Annotated in this window: 21 protein-coding genes; 14 read left to right on the forward strand and 7 right to left on the reverse strand. The window is 46.0% G+C overall.

Going from position 1 to position 25,734, the window contains the following annotated elements; genetic code table 11:
- The first annotated feature begins 122 nt into the window (after nt 1-122).
- From ACRD6K_RS01195 to ACRD6K_RS01220, 6 genes are all read left to right on the forward strand, one after another.
- Nucleotides 123-1,127: a LacI family DNA-binding transcriptional regulator gene (locus ACRD6K_RS01195; RefSeq protein ID WP_430971733.1), complete on the forward strand. Its 1,005-nt coding sequence runs from the start codon at nt 123-125 to the stop codon at nt 1,125-1,127.
- Between the two features lie 50 nt (nt 1,128-1,177).
- Entirely contained in the window at nt 1,178-3,289 is a 2,112-nt protein-coding gene (locus tag ACRD6K_RS01200) for an alpha-L-fucosidase (RefSeq protein ID WP_430971734.1), read from the forward strand.
- Nucleotides 3,290-3,299: 10 nt separating this feature from the next.
- Complete coding sequence (locus ACRD6K_RS01205; RefSeq protein ID WP_430971735.1) at nt 3,300-4,331, forward strand: alpha-L-fucosidase; 1,032 nt, start codon at nt 3,300-3,302, stop codon at nt 4,329-4,331.
- Between the two features lie 186 nt (nt 4,332-4,517).
- Nucleotides 4,518-5,978 (forward strand): sulfatase family protein, encoded by a 1,461-nt coding sequence (locus ACRD6K_RS01210; protein ID WP_430971736.1) that lies wholly within the window; start codon nt 4,518-4,520, stop codon nt 5,976-5,978.
- A gap of 91 nt (nt 5,979-6,069) precedes the next feature.
- Entirely contained in the window at nt 6,070-7,623 is a 1,554-nt protein-coding gene (locus ACRD6K_RS01215) for a sulfatase family protein (protein ID WP_430971737.1), read from the forward strand.
- A 121-nt stretch (nt 7,624-7,744) separates the two neighbouring features.
- Entirely contained in the window at nt 7,745-9,367 is a 1,623-nt protein-coding gene (locus ACRD6K_RS01220) for a sulfatase family protein (RefSeq protein ID WP_430971738.1), read from the forward strand.
- A gap of 110 nt (nt 9,368-9,477) precedes the next feature.
- Here the strand turns inward: ACRD6K_RS01220 and ACRD6K_RS01225 are convergent, their stop codons facing one another.
- Nucleotides 9,478-11,667, reverse strand: a complete 2,190-nt coding sequence (locus tag ACRD6K_RS01225) for a glutamine synthetase III family protein (protein WP_430971739.1) — start codon at nt 11,665-11,667, stop codon at nt 9,478-9,480.
- A 402-nt stretch (nt 11,668-12,069) separates the two neighbouring features.
- On the opposite strand from ACRD6K_RS01225, the gene ACRD6K_RS01230 reads away from it, so the two are divergent.
- From ACRD6K_RS01230 to ACRD6K_RS01240, 3 genes are read left to right on the forward strand one after another with little or no spacing between them, the layout of a single operon-like run.
- On the forward strand, nt 12,070-13,428 hold the full coding sequence (locus tag ACRD6K_RS01230) for a glutamine synthetase family protein (protein WP_430971740.1): 1,359 nt from the start codon (nt 12,070-12,072) through the stop codon (nt 13,426-13,428).
- A 49-nt stretch (nt 13,429-13,477) separates the two neighbouring features.
- Complete coding sequence (locus tag ACRD6K_RS01235; protein ID WP_430971741.1) at nt 13,478-14,521, forward strand: aminoglycoside phosphotransferase/kinase family protein; 1,044 nt, start codon at nt 13,478-13,480, stop codon at nt 14,519-14,521.
- A 6-nt stretch (nt 14,522-14,527) separates the two neighbouring features.
- Nucleotides 14,528-15,376: an HAD-IIA family hydrolase gene (locus ACRD6K_RS01240; RefSeq protein ID WP_430971742.1), complete on the forward strand. Its 849-nt coding sequence runs from the start codon at nt 14,528-14,530 to the stop codon at nt 15,374-15,376.
- A 17-nt stretch (nt 15,377-15,393) separates the two neighbouring features.
- On the opposite strand, the gene ACRD6K_RS01245 is transcribed toward ACRD6K_RS01240, so the two are convergent.
- The 3 genes from ACRD6K_RS01245 to ACRD6K_RS01255 all read right to left on the reverse strand — a co-directional run bounded on the left by ACRD6K_RS01245 (nt 15,394) and on the right by ACRD6K_RS01255 (nt 18,002).
- Nucleotides 15,394-16,521: a pyridoxal phosphate-dependent aminotransferase gene (locus tag ACRD6K_RS01245; protein ID WP_430971743.1), complete on the reverse strand. Its 1,128-nt coding sequence runs from the start codon at nt 16,519-16,521 to the stop codon at nt 15,394-15,396.
- Nucleotides 16,522-16,630: 109 nt separating this feature from the next.
- Complete coding sequence (locus tag ACRD6K_RS01250; protein ID WP_299578265.1) at nt 16,631-17,650, reverse strand: glutamine synthetase beta-grasp domain-containing protein; 1,020 nt, start codon at nt 17,648-17,650, stop codon at nt 16,631-16,633.
- A 205-nt stretch (nt 17,651-17,855) separates the two neighbouring features.
- Nucleotides 17,856-18,002, reverse strand: coding sequence for a hypothetical protein (locus tag ACRD6K_RS01255; RefSeq protein WP_430971744.1), 147 nt, complete (start codon nt 18,000-18,002; stop codon nt 17,856-17,858).
- A 101-nt stretch (nt 18,003-18,103) separates the two neighbouring features.
- Here ACRD6K_RS01255 and ACRD6K_RS01260 point away from each other — a divergent pair, with 101 nt between their 5' ends.
- The 4 genes from ACRD6K_RS01260 to ACRD6K_RS01275 all read left to right on the forward strand — a co-directional run bounded on the left by ACRD6K_RS01260 (nt 18,104) and on the right by ACRD6K_RS01275 (nt 22,161).
- On the forward strand, nt 18,104-19,630 hold the full coding sequence (locus tag ACRD6K_RS01260) for a TldD/PmbA family protein (RefSeq protein ID WP_430971745.1): 1,527 nt from the start codon (nt 18,104-18,106) through the stop codon (nt 19,628-19,630).
- Nucleotides 19,631-19,662: 32 nt separating this feature from the next.
- Nucleotides 19,663-20,979 (forward strand): TldD/PmbA family protein, encoded by a 1,317-nt coding sequence (locus ACRD6K_RS01265; protein WP_299578263.1) that lies wholly within the window; start codon nt 19,663-19,665, stop codon nt 20,977-20,979.
- A gap of 87 nt (nt 20,980-21,066) precedes the next feature.
- The gene (locus ACRD6K_RS01270) at nt 21,067-21,501 is read left to right on the forward strand and encodes an FKBP-type peptidyl-prolyl cis-trans isomerase (RefSeq protein WP_430971746.1); all 435 of its coding nucleotides are present in this window, start codon (nt 21,067-21,069) and stop codon (nt 21,499-21,501) included.
- A 111-nt stretch (nt 21,502-21,612) separates the two neighbouring features.
- The gene (locus ACRD6K_RS01275) at nt 21,613-22,161 is read left to right on the forward strand and encodes a hypothetical protein (protein ID WP_430971747.1); all 549 of its coding nucleotides are present in this window, start codon (nt 21,613-21,615) and stop codon (nt 22,159-22,161) included.
- Nucleotides 22,162-22,238: 77 nt separating this feature from the next.
- Here the strand turns inward: ACRD6K_RS01275 and ACRD6K_RS01280 are convergent, their stop codons facing one another.
- Both ACRD6K_RS01280 and rimM read right to left on the reverse strand, forming a co-directional pair.
- Nucleotides 22,239-22,943 carry a head GIN domain-containing protein gene (locus ACRD6K_RS01280; RefSeq protein WP_430971748.1) on the reverse strand — a complete coding sequence of 235 codons (705 nt, stop codon included), beginning with the start codon at nt 22,941-22,943 and terminating at the stop codon, nt 22,239-22,241.
- A gap of 85 nt (nt 22,944-23,028) precedes the next feature.
- Nucleotides 23,029-23,562 carry a ribosome maturation factor RimM gene (rimM, locus tag ACRD6K_RS01285; protein WP_430971749.1) on the reverse strand — a complete coding sequence of 178 codons (534 nt, stop codon included), beginning with the start codon at nt 23,560-23,562 and terminating at the stop codon, nt 23,029-23,031.
- Between the two features lie 171 nt (nt 23,563-23,733).
- On the opposite strand from rimM, the gene ACRD6K_RS01290 reads away from it, so the two are divergent.
- The gene (locus ACRD6K_RS01290; RefSeq protein WP_430971750.1) at nt 23,734-24,663 is read left to right on the forward strand and encodes a DUF58 domain-containing protein; all 930 of its coding nucleotides are present in this window, start codon (nt 23,734-23,736) and stop codon (nt 24,661-24,663) included.
- On the opposite strand, the gene ACRD6K_RS01295 is transcribed toward ACRD6K_RS01290, so the two are convergent.
- Complete coding sequence (locus tag ACRD6K_RS01295; RefSeq protein WP_299578257.1) at nt 24,657-25,727, reverse strand: endonuclease/exonuclease/phosphatase family protein; 1,071 nt, start codon at nt 25,725-25,727, stop codon at nt 24,657-24,659. The genes ACRD6K_RS01290 and ACRD6K_RS01295 overlap by 7 nt on opposite strands.
- Nucleotides 25,728-25,734: the final 7 nt, after the last annotated feature.

The following is a 25,734-nucleotide window of genomic DNA, read 5'->3' on the forward strand; positions in this document are numbered from 1 at the left end:
GTTTTTTTGTTGGCAATGTTTTGGGGTAGGAATGAGTTTGCAGAATAAATCTAGAATTTTTCTTGTGAGGTGCTTGGAATTCTCACGTGAGAACTGCAGTTTTGTTATCTCTATATCAGCGCATGAAAAAGACCATTACCATTAAAGATATCGCTCATGAATTAGGCGTACATCACACCACTGTTTCGCTGGCTCTGCGCAACAGTAAGTCCATTCGTGATGAAACCCGCAAAAAGGTTTGGGATAAAGCGGCAGAAATGGGCTATCGCCCCAATCGTTTGGCCCAGGGATTTCGAAACAGACGGAGCAATACCATTGGCGTATTGGTACCCAATATTCAGCACCATTTTTTTGCCAAGTTTATCTCCGAAATGTCCGAAAAAGCGAACCAGTCCGGGTATTCCGTCATGGTTTTTCAGTCCAATGAAAAGGAGGCTACCGAGAAGCGAAATGTTGAAGCTTTAATTGACAACCGGGTGGCTGGCGTAATGGCCTCGGTGTCGAAGGAAACCACTACTGGAGCGCATTTTGACGCCTTCAAACAAGAGGATATTCCCTTGGTTTTTTTCGACCGGGTTCCTGCACAGGAAGCCGTTTCAAAGGTTGTTGTAGATAACTATCAGGGGGCATACGAAGCTGTTAAGCTCATTAACAGCATGCCTAAAAAGCGAATTGCATTCATTACCGGCTCTATTAAACTCAATGTTTATCAGGAGCGACTGGACGGCTATAAACAAGCGCTGCTTGATGTTGGTCTGGAATTTCAGGAAGAGCTTTTGGTTCGGGGTGATTTTTTCATGAAAGATGGCATGGAGGGAGCGAAAAAGTTAATGGCACTGCCCCAGAAGCCGGATGCTATTTTGGCTGTTGGTGATGACGTAGGCATTGGAGCAATTAAATACCTGAAAGGCGCCGGATTCAGGGTTCCTGAAGATGTTGCAGTAGTTGGCTTTGACAATGATCCAATGGGAGTGGCTATTGATCCGGAGTTGACCACGGTGAGCCAGCCGATTGAGCTGATGGCAGACGTTTCGTGGCAGATGTTGCTGGCGAAAATCGACGCTTCCGAAACGCGAGTGGAGGAGCAAATCTTACCGACATCCATTTTAAGAAGACAATCGTGTTAAACGAAATCTATAATACAAACTATTAATTGAGAACCTAGCGAAATAAAACGATGAAAATCAATTGCTTGTTTATTGTGTTGCTCCTGCTGAGTGCTTGTGTGCAACAAGTTGATCCTCCTAAGCCTTATGGGCCGGTGCCAACCGAGGGACAGTTGCAATGGCATGAAATGGAATATTTCAGCCTTGTTTGTTATGGACTGAATACCTATACCGAAGAGGAATGGGCCTATGGCGATGTCGATCCCCAGTTGTTTAATCCTTCCGATCTGGATACCGACCAGTGGGCTCGGGTAGCCAGTGAAGCAGGCATGAAAGGACTGATTTTAGTGGCTAAACATCACGATGGTTTTTGTTTGTGGCCCAGCAAGTATACCGACTATTCGGTTAAAGCCACCCCCTGGAAAGACGGAAAAGGCGATGTGCTGGACGATTTGTCAAAATCATGCAAAAAGTATGGATTAAAACTCGGTGTTTACCTGTCTCCCTGGGATCGAAATCATGCAGAATACGGGCGTCCGGAGTATGTCCACTATTTTTACAGGCAGCTGGAAGAACTGATGACTGAATATGGAGAAATCTTCGAATTCTGGATTGACGGCGCCAATGGTGGTACCGGCTATTACGGTGGAGCCAACGAACTGCGAAACATCGATCGTAGAACCTATTATGGGTATGATAGTATCTTTTCCATTGTTCAGAAACACCAGCCGAATGCGGTAATCTTTAGCGATGTGGGCCCGGGAGTTCGCTGGGTTGGAAACGAAGCGGGCATCGGTAGCGAAACCAACTGGAATACAATTAGCACAGCAGGTAAATTTCCCGGAGAGGGAAATCAGGAGTACACGAAAAAGCTGGGAACAGGTGATCCCGACGGAAACGAGTGGATTCCGGCAGAGGTGAACACCACTTTGCTGTGGCCCAAAGCATGGTATTTTCACACCGGACATCAGCCAAGAAGTTTAGCCAATTTGATGGATTTGTACTATACCTCCATTGGTCGGGGATCGTCTTTGGATTTAGGATTGGCAATTGCACCAACCGGGCAAATTCGAGATGTTGATGCGCAAGCTTTGCTGAAATTCAGGGAGCAGGTCAAGCGGGAGTTTGCCGTTAACCTGGCTAAAAATGCCACCCTTACTGCAAGTGACTATCGCGGAGGGCAGGCCGAATTTGCGGCTGACCGATGTGTTGACGAAAGTACAGAAAGCTACTGGGCAACCAATGATAGCATTCAGCAAGCCACACTTACCATCGATTTTGGGCAGGAAACAACCCTGAACCGGTTATTGCTTCAGGAGTATATCCGCCTCGGCCAACGGGTACATACATTCACTCTGGAGTATGAAGACGATGGGAAGTACAAGCCTTTGACACAGGGAACAACCATTGGCTATAAGCGGATTCTGCGTTTTGATGATGTAACAACATCCAGGCTGCGCTTGACTTTGGAAACGGAAGCTCCTTGCTTAACCCTTTCCAATTTGGGAATTTACTGCGCGCCTCGTTTGGTTGCCGATCCTGTGGCACGGTTCGATATTCTGGGAAACTTGAGTTTTGAAGCCGTTGAAGGAATTTCTGTTTTTTATGCGCTTGGAGAAGAACCCCAATCAACGGATTTTCAAAAATACGAAGGCCCGGTTAAGCTGGCTTTAGGAGGAAAAGTACATGCTTATGCCCAGGATGAAGCCACCGGTTTCAAAACGGATTTAATGATCACCGAATTTGGGGTACCTAAAGCACAGTGGAACGTGGTTTCTGTGGACGGCCGGAAGGAGGCCAGTTCGGCAAAAGCGATTGATAATGATCCCAAAACCTTTTGGTTAGCTGAAAGTAAACATGCTCATCCGCATGAAATTGTTTTGGATTTAGGAACGAATTTGACGCTGGATGGCTTTTCCTATTTACCCCGTCAGGATGGTGAAAAGGCTGGGATTATTTATGAATATGCTTGCTATGTAAGCACGGATGGGAAAAGCTGGGGAGAACCGCAGGCAATCGGAACATTCAGTAATATTGAAAATAACCCCATTCGTCGGCGGATAAAATTTACGCATACCGTTGAAGGACGATTTGTTAAACTGGTATCCAGATCGGATGTCCGGCAAACTGGCCTGGCTTCCTTTGCTGAAGTTGAGGTATTTGTTATTGGTACCAAATCATAAACAAAAAACGATGAAATCAGGAAGTGTATTTTCTTTATTAATGGCCGGATTAATCTTGTTGGGATGTGGTGGCAGTTCTACTTCAGACTACTCCCAAAGGATTGACGATAAGGTTAGAGCAGAACAAATTAAAGAGATGAAGTTCGGCATGTTTATCTGCTGGTCGTTCAGTACCTTTTATGGAAGTGAGTGGACACCAACATTGGATAAAGATGCTTCTTTTTTTCAAGCTTCGGGCTGTGACACCGACCAGTGGTGTAAGGTAGCTAAAGAAGCCGGAATGGGATATATCCTTTTTCTGGCTAAGCATCATGATGGATTTTGTTTGTGGGATACAGAAACCACGGATAAAAAAGTGACCAACAGTCCGCTGGGGGTTGATGTGTTGGCTAAACTTCAAAAATCGTGTGATAAATACGGCATACAACTGGCACTCTATTTTTCTGAAGGTGACTGGAACTGGCCCGGAGCCGAAGACGGAGGCTGGATGAAAGGTGGTACTAACCCGGAAATGAAAAAGGCACAGTTGGAAGAGCTTTGTACTCAATATGGCCCCATCGAGTTTTTCTGGATGGATCATGCCGTTGGAGATGGAGGTTTATCGCACAAAGAAACCGTTGATTTTATTCACCAGTTTCAACCCAATTGCTTTATTGGTTTTAATACTGGAGAAACTGCCGGCCGTTTAAACCTTCGTGAGCGAGGAAAACCCGGACCTATTGGCGATAAATCAACGGTATGGAATGAACATCACCTTAAAGATAGTTATGACGATTTTTTAGTGGCTGAATTTACCTATCCCATACTTCCCAAGCATGAAGGTGGGGCTGACTGGTTTTATTCCTTGCCTAAGCATGATAAGCTATGCAAGCCAGCTGAAGATCTTTATAACGATTATCTGGGAGCTGTTGAATATGGAAATATCTTTTCTATTAATGTTGGACCAAATTACGAGGGAAAGATTAGAGATGTAGATGTTGAAACACTTCAGAAAGTTGGAAGGTATATCTCAGGAGAGCTAAAACTGTCGGAGAAAGACTAAGTATAGCTATTCACAAATTCCAGTTTTATTAGAAAAGCATTTTGATGTCCTTGCCTTTGGTTTTTGGTGGAGCTTTCCATCCAATTATCAAGGGCAAGGATTTTTTATTTAATTTTGGAAGCCAGGGGAACGCCTTGCCTTTGGCCAGTATTTGGTAAATAAGCGCGCACAAAACATAAGCAAATCATGACCAACCTCATCAAACTAATTGCCGGAACATCCTTGTTGTTGCCGGGTAATTTCGTTCAAGCCCGACCAACTAAGGCCGAAAAGGCCGCAACGCCCAATATCGTTTTTGTGATGTGCGATGATTTGGGATGGGGAGATACGGGATTTAACGGGAATGAGATAATAAAAACGCCCAACCTGGATATGCTGGCAGGCAAAGGAATCACCTTTAATCGTTTTTATGCTGCTTCAGCGGTGTGTTCGCCAACCCGGGCTAGTTGTTTAACCGGAAGAAACCCGTATCGTCTCGGAATTCCAAATGCAAACTCAGGCCATCTAAAAACAGAAGAAATTACCTTGCCCGAACTGCTTAAGCAGAAAGGCTATGCAACCGGTCACTTTGGAAAATGGCATTTAGGCACCTTAACCACTCAAGTGAAAGATGCTAATCGCGGCCGTCCTGGAGATTCAACGCATTATAGTATTCCCAGCATGCATGGTTACGATACTTATTTTGTAACCGAATCGAAGGTCCCCACCTACGATCCGATGTTAAAACCGGCCATTTTTGATACCGAAAAAGGAGAAAGCCTGCGGTATGGCTGGAAAGCAATTGAAGATAAAAGCACGGCAGAATCGTTTGAAACATTTTACTGGGTAGGCGAAGAGACCAGTGAAACCGAAAACCTGGATGGAGACGATTCAAAAATCATTGTTGACCGGGCGATCCCTTTTATTGAAAACTCTGTAGAAAAGGGGCAGCCTTTCTTTTCGGTGATTTGGATACATACGCCGCACTTGCCGGTGGTAGCTAACGAAGAAATGATGAACGAGTATGGTTCGTATTCCTATCGGGAGCAATTATACTACGCGACAATTTCAGCCATGGACCAACAGATGGGCCGTTTGTGGGAAAAGCTGGAGGAGCTGGGAGAAGCCGAAAACACCCTGATTTGGTTTTGCAGTGATAATGGCCCCGAGCTGCGTACGCCCGGAAGTGCCGGACCTTACCGCGGACGTAAGCGCGATTTGTACGAAGGAGGAGTGCGTGTGCCGGCATTCTGTGTTTGGCCCCAGGGAATTGAAGCTGGGCAAAAGACCGATTTCCCTTGTTTTACCAGCGATTACTTGCCAACTGTAGTTGATTTGCTGGAACTGGACTTTCCAAAAGAAAGACCAATCGACGGAATCAGCCTGACAGAGGTTTTGAAGGGGACGAAAGCGGAGCGTGAAAAACCGATGGGATTTCGGTACCTGGAAAGATTATCGTGGGTAACGCAAGAGTACAAACTGATTAGTACCGACAACGGAAAAACTTTTGAGTTATATCATTTGCTGAATGATCCGGGAGAGCAAAATAATATTTTGGCGCAAAATTCAGAACTGGCGGCTCAAATGAAAGCCAACTTGATGGATTGGCTGGAATCCTGCCAGAAATCCGAAAATGGGGAAGATTACAAAATAGAGACTGAGAAATAGGAAATGTGCCTGGGCTTAAATAAGCACAGAGCAGCAGGATAATATTCCTTGCGAGTTCAAAGAAAACGATTGAAAATAAAACGATAAACGAATGAGATTCAGATTTGATTTAATGGCTGCTGCGCTCGGTGTTCTTTCGGCTTGCACCGGAAAGCAAGTGCCAGAAGAAAAGCCCAACATCCTTTTTATTTTAAGTGACGACCATACTTCACAGGCTTGGGGGATTTACGGCGGAATTTTAAAGGATTATGTGCATGCGCCCAATATCGACAGGCTGGCCAGCGAAGGTGTTGTGCTTGACAATTGTTTTTGCACCAACTCGATTTGCACACCAAGTCGTGCCACCATATTAACCGGACAGTACAGTCATCATAACGGAGTTTATACGCTTGCCAATGCCTTGAATCCGGATCGTATGAACATCGCCAAAGTGTTGCAAGGAAATGGCTACCAAACGGCCATTATTGGGAAGTGGCACCTGAAAACGCAACCGGCCGGCTTTGACTATTTTAATGTTTTGCCAGGGCAGGGAAGGTACTGGAACCCGATTCTGAAAACCAAGGATAACTGGGAAGACGGTTATGGTGGCGGGAAAGAGTATGAAGGATTTTCGACCGATGTGATTGCTGATTTGAGTATCGACTGGATGAAGAAGCGGGATAAAACCAAGCCCTTTATGATGATGTGTCACTTTAAAGCAACGCACGAACCCTTTGATTTTCCCGATCGCTATAAACATCTGCTGGATGGCGTTGAGCTGCCGGAGCCGGAAAGCCTCTACGATTCAGGGCCTGAGACCACTGGCCGGACATTTAAAGGTCAGGTACTTGAAAACCTTCGTGATCGTTACCTCGAGAATACCAAAAATCCCAACTACTGGGCGCAGTATCCGGAGTTGCCATTTTCGGTAGATGGCCTGGATGCTAGGGGACAACGCAAGAAAACCTATCAGAAGTTGGTGAAAGACTTTATTCGAAGTGGTGCCGCCATTGACGACAACATTGGCAAGTTGCTCGATTTCCTGGAAGAGGAAGGGATTGCCGACAATACGGTTGTTATTTACACGGCCGATCAGGGCTACTTTTTGGGTGAGCATGGTTTCTTTGATAAACGACTGATTTATGAGGAATCCCTGCGAATGCCTTTTGTCATTCGCTACCCCAAAGAATTTAATGGTGGCCGACGCATTGATGACATTATTTTGAACATTGATTTTGCGGCTTTGCTGGCTGATTATGCCAAGGTTGAAAAGCCCGATTTTATTGAAGGAAGAAGCTTCCGGAACAACCTGAAAGGGGAGACTCCTGAAGACTGGCGAAAATCGATGTATTACCGGTACTGGCTGCACCTGGAGGATCGGCCCGGACATTTCGGTATTCGGAATGAACGTTATAAGCTGGCCTTTTTCTATGGTCAACCACTGGACATGGCGGGAGCGCAGCAAGAAACGACAGCGCCGGCCTGGGAATTTTACGATCTTCAGAAAGATCCGCATGAAAACTACAATGCCTATCATGATCCCGCTTATGCCGGAATTATAAAAGAAATGAAAGAGGAGCTTATTCTGCTTCGGAAAGAAGTTGGCGACACGGATGAGTCTTATCCTGTGATGAGGGAACTTGTAGAAACACACTGGAATAATTAAAATTTACGTCTTATTCCGAAGTTATTATCCAAAGGCAGTAAGCCGAAGCGATGAGTTATAGCAGACGAAATGAAGAATACTTATTGAGATACGATTTCTAGTTTAAATCAATAAACAGTTAATGATGAATATAAACCTTAGCCAATCAATTGGTCTTTTGTCGATTGCCGGACTGGGGCTGGCAGCTTGCAGCCAACCGGCCGCAGAGAAAACCAAGACCAAGCCGAATATTGTGTACATCATGAGTGATGATCATGCCTATCAAGCCATCAGTGCATACGGGCATGGCCTCAATAAAACGCCGAACATTGACCGGATTGCAGAGCAGGGAGCCATTTTTACCCGGGGGTTTGTCTCCAACTCCATTTGTGCGCCGAGCCGGGCAGTTATGCTTACCGGCAAGCACAGTTTTGTCAACGGAAAGGTGGACAATGTGCAGCCGTTCGATTGGAACCAGATGAGCTTCCCGAAATTGTTGCAGCAAAATGGGTATCAAACGGCTCTGATCGGAAAAATTCACCTGGATGGCTTGCCGCAGGGCTTTGACTATTCGGCGGTATTGCCGGGGCAGGGCCATTATTACAATCCGGATTTCATCATTAATGGTGAGAAAAAACGCCTGGATGGCTATGTGACGGATTTAACCACCGAAATGTCGTTGAAGTGGCTGAAAGAGCGCGATCCGGAAAAGCCCTTCTGCTTGCTTTACCACCAAAAGGCCCCGCATCGCGAGTGGTTGCCGGCCGAGCGTCACTACAAGGAATACACCGGGATGACCTTTAAGGAGCCCGAAACGCTTTTTGATGATTACAAAGGGCGTGGAACGGCTGCCAAAGAGCAGGAAATGAATGTGCTGAAAGATATGAACTGGGCCGGCGACTCCAAAATACGGCCCGAGGTGATGGATGAGCTGGGCATTCCTCAGACCTTGACCTGGGACAAAGCGGCTTATACCAACAACCTGGGGCGAATGGATGAGCAACAACGGGCAGCCTGGGATGCAGTGTACGATCCGATTGTGGAAGACTTTGCCCGCAAATATCCAAGCATGAATGAAAAGGAGCTGATGCAGTGGCGTTTTCAGCGATACATGCAGGATTACCTGGGCTGTATTGCCTCGGTGGATGAGGGCGTTGGCCAGTTGCTCGATTTTCTGGAAGAAAACGGATTGGCTGAAAATACCATTGTGGTGTACACCTCCGATCAAGGCTTTTACCTGGGCGAGCATGGCTGGTTCGACAAGCGGTTTATGTACGAAGAATCGTTTCGGACGCCCTTGCTGATGATGTATCCGTCGGAAATTGAGCCGGGCACCGTCGTGGATGAACTGGTTCAGAACATTGATTTTGCACCAACATTTCTGGATTATGCCGGTGTTGATATTCCGCAGGATGTACAAGGTGAATCCTTCCGCAAGTTGGTTAGCGGCGAAAGCTCGGAGTGGCGCGATGCCATTTATTACACCTACTACGAATACCCTTCCATTCATATGGTGAAACGCCATTACGGGGTGCGAACCGACCGATACAAGCTGATTCATTTTTACTACGATATTGATGAGTGGGAATTGTATGATCTGGAAAAGGATCCGCAGGAAATGACCAATGTGTATGACGATCCGGCTTATGCTGAAGTGCAAAAAATGATGCACGAACGCTTAACCGAGCTGCGCGAAAAATACGGAGACAGCGATGCCAATGATCAGCGCTTCCTGAAAGCTTACCTGGATGTGGTAAACAACTAAGTGGAGATCGCGGAAAGCTTCTCCTCTCAGGCGGAAGCGTTTAAATAAAAAAAGAGGCTGCTCACAAATTCGGTGAGCAGCCTCTTTGATAGGTTATCGGCTTGCGTTTGTTAGCGTACAAACAGCAGTTCGCGGTATTTAGGCAATGGCCAAAGCTCATTGTCCACCGTCAGTTCAAGCTTGTCAATATGGTAACGGATATCATCTAGGTATGGGCGAACCGTATTGTCATAGGCCTTGGCTTTATCAAAGCTGTCTTCAATAACATTGGCCACTTTGCGGGCTTCCACCATTTCGCGCACTTTGGCTTTGATGGATGAGATGTGACCGCCAATCTCGCGGATCAGTTCCTTGCGGGCATGCGCCAGCGTCTCAAACTCGTCGGCATCAAAAACTTCTTTCAGGTTTTTAACATTCTCCAGCAGCGTGGTTTGGTACTGAACCGCCGTAGGAACGATGTGGTTGATGGCGAGGTCGCCCAATACGCGGGCTTCAATCTGCACTTTCATGGTAAATTTCTCATGCTCAACCTCCGTGCGGGCTTCAAGTTCTTTTTCTGAAAAAACTTCCTGCGAAGTAAATAGCTGTTTGGTTTGCTTGCTCAGGTAGGCGGTCAGCGCCTCTGGAACACTGTTGATGTTCGTTAAACCGCGTTTTTGGGCTTCGGCTACCCAGTCGTCGCTGTAACCATCGCCATCAAAACGAATGGGTTTTGAGTTGATGATCAGTTTTTTCAGCACCTGGAAGATTGCTTCATCTTTCTTAACGTCTTTCTCGATCAGGGCATCCACTTCAGCCTTGAAACTGTCAAGTTGTGCGGCTACCGCTGTGTTCAGAACGATTAATGATGAAGCGCAGTTGGCTGATGATCCGGCAGCGCGGAACTCAAACCGGTTTCCGGTAAAGGCAAACGGCGACGTGCGGTTGCGGTCGGTATTGTCCAGAATGATTTCAGGAATCCGGCCAATATTCAGTTTCAGCGCTGTCTTTTCATCCGGAGTCATTTTGCGGTCAACAACAGCTTCCTCCATCAGGTCGAGCATCTTGCTAATCTCTGTTCCTAAAAATACCGAAAGGATGGCCGGAGGGGCTTCGTGAGCGCCCAGGCGGTGTGCGTTGGATGCCGAAACAATGCTGGCCCGTAACAAGTCCTGATGATCGTATACGGCTTTCATGGCGTTGATCACGAAGGTGAGAAACTGCAGGTTGCTTTTGGGGTTTTTCCCCGGAGAATATAAGTTAACGCCCGTATCGGTAGTTAACGACCAGTTGTTGTGTTTTCCTGATCCGTTAATTCCGGAGAAGGGTTTTTCATGAAACAGGACCCTGAAATTGTGACGACGGGCTACCTTTTTCATGATGTCCATCAACAATTGGTTGTGGTCGTTCGCCAGGTTGGCTTCTTCGTAAATAGGGGCTGCCTCAAATTGGTTAGGAGCCACCTCGTTGTGGCGTGTTTTTAGCGGAATACCCAGTTTGTAGGCTTCGTTTTCCAAGTCTTCCATATAGGAGTAAACCCGTGTTGGAATCGATCCAAAATAGTGGTCGTCCAACTGCTGGTCCTTGGATGAGGCATGACCCATCAGGGTGCGTCCGGTTAAGATCAGGTCGGGACGGGCAGCAAACAGCGCTTCGTCAATCAGGAAGTATTCTTGTTCCCATCCCAGGTTTGCGTTGACTTTGGTTACGTTCTTGTCAAAATATTGGCACACGGCAGTGGCCGCTTTGTCCACAGCCTGAATCGATTTTAGCAGCGGTGTTTTGTAGTCGAGTGCTTCACCGGTGTAGGAGATGAAAACCGTGGGGATACACAGCGTTCCGTCAACAATAAAAGCCGGAGAGGAAGCATCCCAGGCGGTGTAGCCGCGCGCTTCAAACGTTTGACGAATTCCACCACTGGGGAAGGATGAAGCATCGGGTTCCTGCTGCGAAAGCACTTTCCCGCTAAAGGCTTCGACCACGCCGCCACCTTCTTCGTGAACAATAAAAGCGTCGTGTTTCTCTGCTGTTCCGTCGGTTAACGGATGAAACCAGTGCGTGTAGTGTGTGGCACCATTCTCTGTAGCCCAGGCTTTCATACCTTGTGCTACCTGATCCGCCATTTTGCGGTCAATAGCCCGGCCCAGGTCAATGGCTTCGCAAACGGCTTTATACGCATCTTTCGAAAGGTATTTTTTCATTTTGGGACGATCAAAAACATTTATCCCATAATAGTTGGAGGTCAGGCTGTCTTCTCTGACGACCTTAACGGGCTGCCGTTCGATTACTTTTTGCAGCGCTTTAAATCTGAAATGTGCCATGGTGGTTTGCTTTAATTAATATAATATCTCGAAGAAGTTCTTTCTGTTTTTAACGGTTGCAAAAATAGGTATTTTTCAGTTTTGTATGTGTGTTTTATTGAAATTTCCTCCGAATTTAGGGTGTGTGTTGTTTTTATGTTGTCATTTTTATGAAGAAGGGGGTGTTTTAAGGGGATGTATTTCTAAAATGACTACCTTTTGAGTTGAAATTTAAATGCTGGTGGTTCGGGGGCAGTAAAATGGAATGTGATCATAATTATTTGATGATCGTCTGAGGTGTAGAGCTACGGGCTGAATGCTTGTCGGAGCATTGTGTTTTTATTTTATTGAAATACCTTGCTTTGCATAGGGCAATCTTTTTATCTTGCTAGGTGCCGTTAAATACTGAATGGAGTAAATTTTATGGGGAACAAAGAGTTAATTCAGAAGCTAAAGGACAGTCATCACAATAAAGTGAAATTTGCGGTGGCTGACATTGACGGAATTTTGCGGGGGAAAACCATTAGCAAAGACAAGTTTTTGGAAGCGGCAGAAGGAAGTATGGGCTTCTGTGATGTGGTTTTTGGCTGGGATTCCAACGATAAAGTTTACGATAATGTGCAGATGACCGGTTGGCATACGGCCTATCCCGACGCCCGGGTTCAGCTTGATTTGAGCAGCTACCGGAAAGTTCCCTGGGATGGCGATTTGCCTTTCTTTTTGGCTGACTTTAGTGGCGATGAGCTTGCAGGCAAAGCCGCCTGTCCGAGGAGTTTACTGAAACGGGTGCAGCAAATGGCTTCGGATATGGGGTTTGCCGGAGTCTTCTCCGAGGAGTTTGAGTGGTTTAACTTTTTAGGTACTCCCAATAATTTGGTGGCCCAAAATTATTCGGAATTAAAGCCGATTTCTCCCGGAATGTTTGGCTACTCCATGTTGCGCCCCAGTCAGTATCAATCTTTTTTCAACGACCTGTATAACGATTTGGAATTGTTTGATGTCCCCTTGGAGAGTATTCATACTGAAACCGGGCCGGGAGTTTACGAAGCTGCCATTCGTTATGACGAGGTGCTGCGCTCGGCAGATAAGGCGGTTTTGTTTAAGAACAGTGTGAAAGAGATTGCTTATCGGCATGGGATTGTGGCTAGTTTTATGGCAAAATGGAATGAAGAACTGCCGGGCTGTAGCGGGCACATTCATCAAAGTATATGGGATCGCCATCAGAAAAAGAACCTGTTCTATTCCGGAGATCCCAAGGCTCCCATGAGTTCGCTGATGGAAAGTTACCTGGCCGGACAGTTGTATTGCATGTCTTTTCTTTTGCCAATGTATGCACCTACTGTAAATAGTTATAAGCGCCTGCGCGAAGGGGCCTGGGCGCCAATAACCGCGAGCTGGGGATTTGACAACCGGACAGTGGCGGTGCGGGTGATCAATGGAGAGGCCCGGACAACCCGGCTGGAAATGCGTTTGTCGGGTGCTGATGCCAACCCTTATTTGGCCATGGCTGCCTCGCTGGCTTCGGGCTTGTATGGGATTCAGCAGGAAATGAAGCTGACCATACCGGCTACTGGTGGCAATGAATATGCTCAGCATGAGCGCGAGCATCTGCCGGCTAATTTGATGGACGCAACGCAGAAAATGAAAGAGTCGGACGTGGCCCGGAGTTTATTGGGCGATGATTTTGTGGCGCATTTTACAGCAACCCGCGAGTGGGAATGGCGCGAATTTATGCGTGCGGTAACGGATTGGGAGATAAAAAGGTATTTCGAAATTATTTAGAAATCCGTCTTTCTGATTACTTTTGGAAAGCTCAGAAAAAGAAATGACTATGCAGACGCTCGATTATTTTCAGGTTATACGACGGGCCTGGCGCGAATTTGATGACCGGCACGAAATCAAAGGGATTTTTGATGTGAGTGCCCATGTCTCAACCAATCAGGTATACAAAATCTCCTTTTACGAACGGCAGCCTGTGTTTGCCAAGCTAACAGAGTATGGCAATTTTGAGCATTTCAAGGAAGATCATGTCATCATTAACAACCTGGCCAATAACCTGGAGGCGCCGTATGAGAATTTCCTGGCACGGTCGCTGGTTAAACGCAATGATTTATTCATCTACCGTTATTTTGAACAGGAGAAGTGTGCTTGGGTTGTTTTCTATAATCCCATCAAAATAAAAGACAAGATGCCCCGCCGGCTGGAGGATAAAAATATCCGGAAGCTTGGGCGTGAGTTGGCCCGTTTTCACAAGGCCTGTTCCAATGTCAGCAACCAGTTGCCAAGTGCTTCCAAAACCGTGGTGACCGACATTCATCGTTTGATGCGAAATGTGGACACCGGAAAGTTCTGCGGAAACCAGCAGCAAAAGGATTTGATCAAGCGGCAGTGCGATCAGTTTCTCTTTCGGGCCGACAAGGTGAATTATTCAACCGAAATTGAAACGATTCCTGTTTTTGTGGACTGGAACATCGGGAATTTTTCGGTTCGCGGCGATGGTAAGTTTTATTCGCGATGGGATTACGATTGGTTTCGGGAGTCAACCCGCGTGATGGACTTTTATTTTTTTAGCCGGGTGGTTTCCGATGTCGGCGACCGTACGGTGTTTAGTTATAAGATTGATACCTTGATGGAAGATCGTTTTCTGATGTTTCTGAAGGAATATCATCGGATTTATCCGTTAAACGAGTCCGAAGTTCGCCTGATCAAGGAAGCTTACCGCTTTTTTATTCTCAATTATGTAATTAAAGATGGTACCCATTTCTTTTTGCCCTCCTATGCCCGAAAGTTGCAGAAAGAAGCTTATGACTTATATATTCCGACTATTGATACCAACTTTAATATTGACAAGCTTTTGAAAGCATTAAAATTGTAATGTCGTATGAAAACAAGAGATTTTAGAAGCGTAGCGACCAAGTATAAAGCGGTTTTTTTTGATGCTTTTGGAGTCTTGAAAAATCATAAAGGGATTATTCCCGGGGTTGAGAATACCTTCGATTTTCTGGATGAAAAAGGAATTGACTACTATGTGCTAACCAATGATGCTTCCCGCAGTCCGGAGGAGTTGGCTCGTATTTACCAAATCAATGGTATACCGGGCATAACAACGGATAAGGTTATTTCGTCGGGCATGCTGGCGCACGACTGGTTGAAGTTGAAAATTAAAAGAGGACGGGTGGCTTATCTGGGGACTGAGCAGTCGGCTCATTATATAGAACTGGCAGGTTTGGAAACCTTGCCGATCAGTCAGCTGGATTTGAAAGACGTTGATGATGTGCAGTGCTTGGTTTTTCTGGATGATGAAGGGTTTGACTGGAACAATGATATCAACAAGGTGGTCAACCTGCTGCGGAAAAAATCCATGTCGGTGATTGTGGCCAATACCGATATTAACTACCCGTTGAACCGGACCGATATTGCGATAGCTATTGGTGGTATTTCCGATATGGTGGAGGAAATTTTAGGACGGCACTTCATTCGCTTTGGAAAACCCGATGCTCAGATGTTTATGTTTGCCTATGAAAAGGCCTGCAAGAAACAGGCCTTGAATCGTGATGATATTCTGATGGTTGGCGATACTTTGCTGACAGACATCATGGGAGGCAACAAATTTGGGATGGACACCATGTTGGTTTTGTCCGGGAATACCTTGCCGGAGAATGCAAAAATGAAAATCCGTTCCACCGGAATTATTCCAACTTATGTGTGTGATTCGGTGGCCAGTTTCTAGTTTCGCTTTATTCTTACTTAAGCCGAACAGCAAGAAGTAGCAATCTCCTGCAGGGCATCAACCAATAGCTGGTCTTTGTCGGGGCCTTGTGAAGCTACCCGAATGTGATATTGATCCAGTCCGATTTTATTGCTGCAATCGCGTACATACAATCCATACTTTTCCAGCAGTTGCATTTGGAGATCAAAAGCTTTCAGTTCAAATTCAATTTTCAGCAGGATGAAATTACTTCCGGTCGGGTATATTTTGTAGCCATCCAGTTGTTTCAGTTTTTGGTGCAGTTCCCGAATGTCCTGAATAACACGCAAGCGTGTTTCGTGGTAAATTGGGCTGGTGTTTTTAAGTTGCAGTAAAAAATACTCTGCAATCGAATTGATGTTCCAGATGGGAAGCGCTTCCTGAATGGTTTTCAGAAAAAACGGGTTGGAGGTACAAATATAGCCGAGTCGCAAGCCCGGAACACCGCAGTGTTTGCTCATGCTTCGCACAATAATCAGATTTTTGAACTGGTGGACCTCGTTCAGCAGGCTCGGAATTTGTTCGTCCGAAAAATCAATAAACGATTCGTCAAGTAAAATTAGTTTCAGCTCTTTCATTTCGGTCAGGAATTGCCGTAGTTCGTCGGTGTGCATCAGTTGCCCGGTGGGGTTGCCGGGATTGATGATTAGTGCCGCGCTGACCTTGTTTTTTCGAATCCAACGGGCATAGTCCTGTAGGTTGAGCTGGTAGTCTTTTTTCGGATCAAGTTGGTAGAGCTTGGCGGCATCGGCACTGCGAAGTTTTTCAATGTATTCGCTAAAGGTAGGGATGGGGATGGCAATGTCATCAATCAGGTATTTTTCAACAATGGTGATAAGTTCGGTGGCTCCGTTTCCCAGAAACAGGGTTTCCGCATCCAATTGCAGCACTTCGGCCAGGGTTTGCCGGGCCAGCTTGGGGTTGCTCGACGGATAGGCTTTGATGATGGTATTTAGCTTGGTTTTTAGTTCATCCAGCATTTCATCGGTGGGGTAGTAAGGGTTGGCAATGAAGCAAAAGTCGATGACTTGGTCGAGTTGTTCTTCGCCTACCATATCGATTAAGGCCGGTGAGTGAGAGGTTTCCGTGAAAAGTTGTCTGTTGATCTTGATTTGCTGTTGTTGCATGGCGTGAAATTTGACCCCAAAAGTAAATAAACCAGACGGGCTAAAATGCAGAAGATAAAAAAAAAGCTGCCCGGGGGAGGACAGCTTTTTTTGTGCGATTGTATTTAGCCTAAAGTTTGGCCACTGCTTTGTGTGTTGTTTTAATAATCACGGCAGCAATTTTGTAAGGATCCCCGTTTGAGGCAGGGCGACGGTCTTCCAGGCGGCCTTTCCATCCATCTTCAACTGTTCCTACCGGAATACGGATAGAGGACCCGCGGTCGGAAACACCGTAACTGAAGTCGGTAATGGCTGCTGTTTCGTGAAGACCGGTTAAGCGCTGGTCGTTGTAAGCACCGTAAACATCGATGTGTGCCTTGATGTTTTTTCCGAATTCTTCGCAGATGGCAACGAATACGGCTTTGTCGCCACAGGTTCTCATTAAGCCATTGGAGAAATTCGCGTGCATGCCAGAGCCGTTCCAGTCCAGTTCTTTGCCAAGAGGTTTGGGGTGCCAGTCAACAACGATGCCGTATTTTTCAGCGGTTCTTTCCAGGAAGTAACGCGCCACCCAGATCTGATCGCCTGCGTTGTGCGCGCCTTTGGCGAAAATCTGAAATTCCCACTGTCCGGCAGCCACTTCCGCGTTGATTCCTTCTACGTTCAGGCCGGCTTCCAGACAAATGTCGAAGTGTTCTTCAACAATGTCACGGCCAAATGCTTTGTCTCCGCCAACACCGCAATAGTAAGGGCCTTGAGGGGCCGGATAGCCATCAGCCGGAAATCCAAGGGGTTTGTTGGTTTTAGGGTCCATCAGGAAATATTCCTGTTCGAAGCCAAACCAAAAATCTTCGTCTTCTTCTTCAATATGAGCTCTTCCATTGGAATCATGAGGTGTGCCATCCGGGTTCAGTACTTCTGTCATGACGACATAGGCATTGTTGCGGTCGGGGTCTGGAAAAATGGCAACGGGTTTTAATAATAAATCCGAAGAGCCTCCTGTTGCTTGCTGTGTTGATGAGCCATCAAATGACCATACAGGACAATCTTCCAGTTTCCCACTAAAGTTTTCTGCAATTCTTGTTTTCGCCCTTAGGCTTTGCGTCGGCTTGTATCCATCCAACCAAATGTATTCCAGTTTTGATTTCATTTTGTTATGAATTTTGAGTTAACGATATGTTTTTGTCAATGATCCTAGGTCAAAAGTAGAGTCATGGATCAAAAATACGCATAAGTTGCCAACATTTTGTAATAATGTTAATATTAAATTCACATAAGTGGAATGTATTTGTGTTATCCCCTGTTTTGGGGAGGGGTGTTATTGTGGAGATGGCTTGTTTTGTTGTTTGTGGGTATTAATAATAGGGGGTGTCCTGTTCTTTGTGTTCTGTTTCGTGGTTGGTGGTCCCTTTTTTAGATAGGTTTGGGGCTTTGGGGATGCGGTCGTTTTTGTAATCAAAAAAAATATTTTTGCAGAAGAATGGGTTATTATTTCTTCTCATTGCGTAATTTTAATTGTTTGCTCCGAACTGATGGGGTGGATGTCAATAACAATGAGATTTATAAACGATGAAAACTTACAACCCGATAAATTTTAGTAAAAATGAGAAACATTGACCGAAGAAAATTTTTGAAATCTTCCGGTTCGGCTGTCGCAGGAAGCATGATGTTGCCTGCTTTTATTCAGTCGTGTCAGGGTACGCCCCTGTCGGTTGAAGTTCAGGCCTACCTGGATCATTTCGGGATAGACCTTCATTTGTTACAAAAAGTGACAGATAAAGCACTGAGCAAAGGCGGTGATTATGCCGACCTGTTTTTTGAGCACAAAACAATGAATATTTTGGCATTGGAAGACGGCAAGGTGAACAGGGCCTTTTCCAATGTTGACTTTGGTGTAGGCATTCGGGTGTTGAAGGGAGACCAAACCGGTTTTGCTTATTCTGAGACCATTACACCTGAGGCTTTGATGAAGGCGGCGAATACGGCAGCCAATATTGCCAGCGGATCCAAAAATATTCCGGCGCAGGAAATTGTTGAAGCTTTCCCATCCGATTACTATGGAATCAATCGCTCGTGGGAGGAGGTGACGGTTCCGGAAAAAATTCCGTTTATTCAACGGCTGAATGATCAGATTTTTGCGCTGGACAACCGCGTTTCCAAGGTGAATGCGAACTTGTCTGACGAGTCAGCCTATGTGTTGTTCTATAGTTCGGAAGGGGTTTTGAGCTACGACTACCGTCCGCTGGTTAGTCTGGGTGCTTTCTGTGTGATGGAGCAAGACGGACAAATTGAAAATGGCTACAGCTCGCGTTCTTTCCGTAAAGGATTTGAATTTTTACAGGACGACCTGATTGAATTGGTTGCCAGAGAGGTAGTTGACCGTACGAGTTTGCTGTTTGAAGCCACCAAGCCCAAGGCCGGCGAAATGCCTGTGGTGATGGGGGCCGGTGGTTCCGGTATTTTGCTGCATGAAGCCATCGGGCATACGTTCGAGGCCGATTTTAACCGCAAGGGCACTTCCATTTTTGCTGATAAAATGGGTAAGAAGGTAGCTGAAAGCTTTGTCAATATTATTGATGACGGCACCCTGCCTGACAATCGGGGATCATTGAACCGCGATGATGAAGGAAATCCGACCGAGAAAACCTACTTGGTGAAAGATGGTGTTTTGAATAGTTACATCCACGACCGGATTAGTGCCAAGCACTACCAGGTGAATCCAACAGGAAATGGAAGGCGCGAATCGTTCCGGCACGTTCCTTTGCCCCGAATGCGGGCAACTTATATGGAGACGGGTCCTCATACCCGCGAGGACATCATTACCAATGTAAAGCAAGGCATTTACGTGGACAACTTCAGCAATGGCCAGGTGAAAATTGGCGCCGGCGACTTTACATTCTTTGTGAAGTCGGGTTACCTAATTGAGAATGGCAAGCTGACCCAACCCATTAAAGATATCAATATCATAGGTAATGGGCCGCAGGCGCTGGCAGATATTACCATGTGTGCTGATGATTACTTGATTGATAACGGAACCTGGACCTGCGGAAAAGGAGGTCAGTCAGTTCCGGTTACCTGTGGTCTTCCAACGGTTTTGGTTAAAAAGCTGACGGTTGGAGGTATGAGTTAATAAGCTTGAATTCATCAGAAAAATGGTATAAAATGACACAAGAAGAAAAATATACGCTGGCCAAGTGGGCCATGCAACACGCCTTGGATAATGGTGCCGATGATGTCGGTATCATCATTTCAGAAAGTAAGAGCAGCAATGTCGATGTCCGGGAGCAAAAGATAGATACCCTGAAGGAAGCCATTCAAAGTAGTATGAGTGTGCGTTTGTTTGTCGACAACAAATATTCGGTGCACCGCACCAACCGCCTGGAGCAAAAGGAGCTGGCGCATTTTATTGAGCAGGCCATTGCCGGCACGAAGTATTTGTCGCCTGACCCGTTTCGCAGTTTGCCCGATCCGGCCTTGTATTACAAAGGTGAAGAGCGGGACTTAAGCACCGTTGATCCTTCGTATGATCAGCTTGACCCGAAAACCAAAGTCGATCTTGCTTTTCAGGTGGAGAAGGAGGTGTATCAAAAAGATGACCGGATTATTTCGGTTACGGCAAGCTATTCGGATCATACCAGCAGCCGGTTGATGCTTACCAGTAATGGTTTTGAAGGAGAAACGTCCAACAGCAGTTTCAGCCTGTACGCGTCTGTATCGGTTGACGGAGGAGATGCCCGCCCGAGCGAAGGCTGGAGCGAACGTGCCATCTTTTTTGACCAACTGAAAAAAACGGAAGTTGGAACGACAGCCCTGGATCGTGCCTTGAAGAAAATCGGGCAGAAGAAAATTGCTTCGGGGAAATATGACATGCTCGTTGAAAATTTAAGTATACCGCGCCTGTTTTCGCCCTTAATTAGTGCGCTGAATGGTTACAGTATTCAGCAGAAAAACTCGTTTTTGATAGACAAGCTGGGCCAAAAAGTTGCGTCGCCAAAATTAACTTTGACTGATGATCCTTTCCTTCAGCGTGGATTGGGGTCGCATTTGTTTGATGGCGAAGGGCTGGCCGCGAAAAAGCGAATGGTCTTCAATCAAGGCGTTTTGGAAACCTATTTCATCGATACGTATTACGCCAAAAAGCTGGAGACTGAGCCGACCACCGGCGAAACATCGAACCTGATTTTTGAGCAGGGAGACAAGAACCTGGAGGCGTTGATTAAAGGAATGAAAAAAGGCATTCTGGTTACCGGCTTTAATGGCGGAAACACCAATGGATCAACGGGCGATTTTTCCTATGGAATCGATGGATTTCTGATTGAAAACGGTGAAATTGTTCAGCCGGTTTCCGAAATGAATATCAGTGGTAATATGAAGGATTTGTGGGTGAGTCTGGCGGAAGTCGGCAACGATCCCAATTTAAATTCATCCTGGCAAACGCCATCCATGGTGTTTGAGGGGGTCGACTTTAGCGGAAGCTAAGTCTGGCCAAGGATATGGAATGAGTGAAATGCCTTCTTCGTTTAGCGGGGAAGGTATTCTTTTTTTATTTTTGAAGAAAAACAAATTGTGGCAAGACGAGAGAAAAAAGGGAAAAGTAAAAGTTCAGCAGGGTACAATCAGAAGGTTGGAGAGGACTTTCTGCAACAGAATGCGCAAAAGGAAGGCGTGGTAGAAACGGCTACCGGGCTGCAGTATAAAATTGTGGAAGAAGTGGAAGGTGAAAAGCCAGATGCTTACAGTATTGTGCTGATTCATCAGCGGGCCTTGCTGCTGAATGGAACCATTCTGGAAGATACTTACCGCCAGAATAAGCCGGACGAGGTGAAGCTTGCTGAGTTGATTGAGGGTTTGCAGGAAGGCCTCCAGTTGATGGGGAAAGGAAGTCGGTATAAGTTTTGGGTGCCTGCTGATTTGGCTTGGGGGCGCAAAGGAACCAGCAATAAAATTCCACCTTATGCGGTGCTTTCGTTTGACATTCGTTTGGTTGATATCCTTGCTTAGTAGAAATAAATAGCATCCTTTTGCGTTTGGGATTCAAGTTCTGGCATTAATCTTGTTTAATCGGGAACTTATAGGAAGTTAGAATAAAATAAACAATAAAAATTGAAGCGTATGAAAACAATTACACGACTTTTAATGATCCTTACACTTGCTGTTTTTGCGGCCTGTGAAGGACCAGTAGGCCCTCCCGGACCTCCGGGAGAAGATGGACTGGACGGATTTGATGGAGAGAATGGCTATCTTTTTGAAATAGAGGGAACTTTTTCACCGACCAATGATTATACCTTGTATTTTGCTTTCCCGGAAGATTTTACGACTTACGATACGGATATCGTCATGGTTTACATTTTGTGGGACCAAGTGGAGTCGAGCACTGGCGAATGGCTGGATGTTTGGCGGGCTTTGCCTCAAACCGTTGTTGTGAACGAGGGCGTCATTCAGTATAATTTTGACTATACCGTGGGAGATGTTCAGATCTTCATTGAAGAAACGGTGGGTGAGCTTCTGCCGGAAGAAACCGATAATCAAGTATTCCGGATTGCGGTGCTGCCTGCCGATTTCTGGTCAACTAAATCAGTTGATATTAACAACCTGGATGCCGTGATGAAGACAATGAATGTAAGCGAGAAGACGGTGAAAAAAATGAGTATCACCAAATAGCCAGGAACAACGGAATAAAAAAAAATGGCACGTCAATCAGTTGACGTGCCATTTTTTTATTTTGAGCGATACTTCGCTTAATATTCTTTGACTGTTCCGGAGCCAGCAATTCCCTGGTCAACCAGCGGATTGCCCTGGTAGGTTACGTTTCCGGAGCCGGCAATGCGCACATGCAGGTTTTTTACGGCAAACACATCGGCGCTTCCCGAGCCAACTACTTTTACCTTCACATCGGTTGATTCAAAGTTAATGCCTTTGAAATTGCCCGATCCGGAAAGGTTGATCGACAGGTCATCAGAAACACCGTCGCCGGCAACTTTAATATTTCCGCTGCCTGAAACCGAGGCCTTAACCCGGTCAGCTTTCAGGTCGTCCAGTAAAATGTCGCCACTTCCGCTTACTGTAAGGTCAAGAATACGGCTTACAATGGGGCCATCATTGATCAGGTCGCCTGAGCCGGAAAGTGATAAAGCATTTATTTCGGGGACGGTAATGTATACTTCAATTTTTCCCGGAGTGAATGATTTGAATACGTAGTTTTTGGCAGCAAAACGAATAATCAGTTCCCGGCCTTTTACTTCCGTGATGATTTCTTCCAGGGTTGATGACTTAGCCACCAGCTCGACCGATTGTTTTTCGCCTTGTTCAACATAGACCTGAGCCGGAATGCGAATGGAGATTTCAGAAAAGGAAGGAACTTCTCTGGTTTCTTCGTCCGCTTTGGCAGTCAGTCCGATAAATAAGCTAAAGATGGTAACTAAGGTTATCAATTTTGTTTTCATAGCGTGTTATTTTAGTTTTCTATTGTTTGTTCACTTCGTAAAGACCGCTTAAAAAATGAAAGGTTGCATGAGCGGGCCTAAAAAATTAATCGAGGTCCAGAATTCCATCGGGGCATTGGATAACGATTGTCCGTTCGTCCTCATTCAGTTGAACCAGTAAATCTTCATTGAACGGAATCAGCACTTCTTTGCCGTGGTATTGAACTTGAAACAGCAGGTTGCCGCCAAAGTCTTCCACGCGCTCAATGGTACCGATCTCCCCAATTTTGGGGTCCGATAGGCGGAAGCCAATGAGGTGGTGAAGCGTAAATTCATCCTCCGAATGAATAAGATCTTCTTCTTTCAGGTAAACGGAAACTCCGTTCAGTTTGCGGGCCTGTTCTTCGTTCTCGATCCAGTCCAGCTGCACAATGGCCGACTCGGCCGAACGAAAGCGAAGACCTTCGTCCGAAATGAAATAAGGAACCAGCAGGCCGTCCAGTTCCAGAAAAAGGGTGGGTTCTTCTTCCAGACTTAAGTCATACTGCGGCTCAAAAATTAAGGAGAGTGCCCCTTTGATGCCATGCGGTTTCTGAAAATAGCCAATTTTTTGGCAGGTGTTTTTTTCAATCGTTTCCATGGCTCAAAAATAGGAAACAAGCTTGCTTGAAACAAATCAGAAATTCAAATTAAATCGACTAAGCCGTAGGTTTTTGTTCGGCCGGAAAATGAGACTGTTTCCTGACTTGGTTGCGAAATTAGATCGTCGGAAAACTTGTTAGCGCCATTGCTTTGCCTATTTTTGTAAACAATGAACAAACTTTTTGACATCCAGCAGTTTCAGCAGTTCGACAATATGGAGCTGATTGCCCGTGAAGTGGTTGAAGGTTTTATTACCGGACTTCACCGCAGCCCTTTTCATGGGTTTTCGGTTGAGTTTGCCGAGCACCGGCAATACAATCAAGGGGAATCGACCAAGCACATCGACTGGAAATTGTTTGCCCGGTCAGATCGTTTGTATGTTAAGCAGTATGAAGAAGAAACCAACCTGCGCTGCCAGCTGGTGATTGATACTTCCTCGTCCATGTTGTTTCCTTATGAAACGGGCAAGCATAAACTGTTCAATAAGCTGGCATTTTCAGCTTACAGCGCTGCTGCCCTGATGTACTTGATGCGGCGGCAACGCGATTCGGTTGGCTTAAGCTTGTTTTCCGATCATATTGAATATCATTCCGAATGCCGATTGTCCTCGGTGCATGCGGAGTTGCTGTATGGTAAGCTGGCCGGATTGTTAGCGAGGGGAAAGGATGATCTTCGCAAAACAACCAATGCGGTTGAGGCGCTTCATCAAATTGCCGAGCAGGTGCATAAGCGATCGCTGATTTTGATTTTTAGCGATATGATGGATGACAGCGAAGACGAGGAGCTTTTCTCGGCCTTGCAGCATTTGCGGTACAACAAGCATGAAGTCATTCTTTTTCATGTAACCGACCATAAGCAGGAGAAGCAGTTCGAATTTCAGAACCGCCCCTACCGCTTTGTTGACCTGGAAAGTGGTCAGCAGTTGAAATTTTCGCCCCACGAACTAAAAGAAAATTACCTGAAAGCGATTGCTCAGCGGTTTGAGCAGCTGCGGGTGAAGTGCGGCCAGTACCATATCGACCTGGTTGAAGCCGACATCAATGAAGAATTCAGCCAGGTTTTGCACCAGTTTTTGCGCAAGCGAAAAAAGCTTTACTGATCGCTTTTGATTAAGGTGCAGCTGATGGGGTAGTGGTCCGAGTAGTTCACCCGGTCAACCTTGAAATTGTAACTTTGGTAATTGGGGCTATGCAGGATATAGTCAATTCGAAACGAGGGCAGTTTGCCCAGGTAGGTATTCCCAATGCCAACTCCCGAACCAACAAAGGCGTCCTTTAGTCCCTGGGCCACCGTGGCGTAGGTGTAGGAAATGGGCGTGTCGTTAAAATCTCCACAAACAATGACTTCATGCGGAGAGGCCGCAATGAGCTGGTGCAGGGTTTCGGCCTGCTCGGTGCGTTTGATGAAAGCTTTCTTTAGCTTCGATCCGGTGTACCGTACTTTGCGGTAAGTTTCTTCCTGTTCTTTAAACGAAATGGAGTCCAGCGACTGGATTTCAGCATCCGTAAACCGATAGCTTTCCAGGTGGCAGTTGAACAGGCGAAGGGTGTCTGTTGGGGTCTTCAGGTCCGAAATCAGAATCATGTTAGCCGAGGCTTCAAAGTGCACTTCTTCCTTGTAAATAATGGGGAAGCTGGAATAGTTAACCAGCGAGCCTGTTTTGCTGGTGTGCACATATTTCAGTTTTTTGGGATCGGGTAGCTTGCCTTTGGTTGGCCTTTTGGTAAAGCTGTTTTGGCCGGATGGGCGAAACTCCTGCAAACAAATTACGTCGGCCTTTTTACTTTGAAGGTGTGTTAATACGTTGGCGGCAACATCGCTTTTTTTGCTGCGCATATCACCATAAAAATTCTTCACATTGTAACTGCAAACAACCAGGCCTTCTTCCGTGCTTTGCTTACCTGTTAGCTGAATGTAGTGCGACAGGTGGGTGTAGCCCACGGCAATGGCCAGCAGGGATAAAATGGCAAAGCGGGTTTTGGTAAATAACCACAGCACAATGAAAAGCAGGTTCAGCAATAAAAAATAAGGGAAGGCCAAGCCAAAAAAGGCGGCAACCCACCAGCTGGCCGGACTGATTTTGACAGACAGGTAGCTCATTAAAAGTCCCAGGATGGCCAGTAGATTGAAAAACAGGATGCTATTTCTGAGAAATTTTTTCAAGGCGATG

Source organism: Sunxiuqinia rutila, from assembly GCF_050589705.1.
Lineage (GTDB): Bacteria > Bacteroidota > Bacteroidia > Bacteroidales > Prolixibacteraceae > Sunxiuqinia > Sunxiuqinia rutila.

Excerpts from the sequence above, each read along its gene's own strand:
- ACRD6K_RS01195 (WP_430971733.1), top strand. The coding sequence starts at position 123 with ATGAAAAAGACCATTACCATTAAAGATATCGCTCATGAATTAGGCGTA.
- ACRD6K_RS01200 (WP_430971734.1), top strand. The coding sequence starts at position 1,178 with ATGAAAATCAATTGCTTGTTTATTGTGTTGCTCCTGCTGAGTGCTTGT.
- ACRD6K_RS01205 (WP_430971735.1), top strand. The coding sequence starts at position 3,300 with ATGAAATCAGGAAGTGTATTTTCTTTATTAATGGCCGGATTAATCTTG.
- ACRD6K_RS01210 (WP_430971736.1), top strand. The coding sequence starts at position 4,518 with ATGACCAACCTCATCAAACTAATTGCCGGAACATCCTTGTTGTTGCCG.
- ACRD6K_RS01215 (WP_430971737.1), top strand. The coding sequence starts at position 6,070 with ATGAGATTCAGATTTGATTTAATGGCTGCTGCGCTCGGTGTTCTTTCG.
- ACRD6K_RS01220 (WP_430971738.1), top strand. The coding sequence starts at position 7,745 with ATGATGAATATAAACCTTAGCCAATCAATTGGTCTTTTGTCGATTGCC.
- ACRD6K_RS01225 (WP_430971739.1), bottom strand. The coding sequence starts at position 11,667 with ATGGCACATTTCAGATTTAAAGCGCTGCAAAAAGTAATCGAACGGCAG.
- ACRD6K_RS01230 (WP_430971740.1), top strand. The coding sequence starts at position 12,070 with ATGGGGAACAAAGAGTTAATTCAGAAGCTAAAGGACAGTCATCACAAT.
- ACRD6K_RS01235 (WP_430971741.1), top strand. The coding sequence starts at position 13,478 with ATGCAGACGCTCGATTATTTTCAGGTTATACGACGGGCCTGGCGCGAA.
- ACRD6K_RS01240 (WP_430971742.1), top strand. The coding sequence starts at position 14,528 with ATGAAAACAAGAGATTTTAGAAGCGTAGCGACCAAGTATAAAGCGGTT.
- ACRD6K_RS01245 (WP_430971743.1), bottom strand. The coding sequence starts at position 16,521 with ATGCAACAACAGCAAATCAAGATCAACAGACAACTTTTCACGGAAACC.
- ACRD6K_RS01250 (WP_299578265.1), bottom strand. The coding sequence starts at position 17,650 with ATGAAATCAAAACTGGAATACATTTGGTTGGATGGATACAAGCCGACG.
- ACRD6K_RS01255 (WP_430971744.1), bottom strand. The coding sequence starts at position 18,002 with ATGAGAAGAAATAATAACCCATTCTTCTGCAAAAATATTTTTTTTGAT.
- ACRD6K_RS01260 (WP_430971745.1), top strand. The coding sequence starts at position 18,104 with ATGAGAAACATTGACCGAAGAAAATTTTTGAAATCTTCCGGTTCGGCT.
- ACRD6K_RS01265 (WP_299578263.1), top strand. The coding sequence starts at position 19,663 with ATGACACAAGAAGAAAAATATACGCTGGCCAAGTGGGCCATGCAACAC.
- ACRD6K_RS01275 (WP_430971747.1), top strand. The coding sequence starts at position 21,613 with ATGAAAACAATTACACGACTTTTAATGATCCTTACACTTGCTGTTTTT.
- ACRD6K_RS01280 (WP_430971748.1), bottom strand. The coding sequence starts at position 22,943 with ATGAAAACAAAATTGATAACCTTAGTTACCATCTTTAGCTTATTTATC.
- rimM (WP_430971749.1), bottom strand. The coding sequence starts at position 23,562 with ATGGAAACGATTGAAAAAAACACCTGCCAAAAAATTGGCTATTTTCAG.
- ACRD6K_RS01290 (WP_430971750.1), top strand. The coding sequence starts at position 23,734 with ATGAACAAACTTTTTGACATCCAGCAGTTTCAGCAGTTCGACAATATG.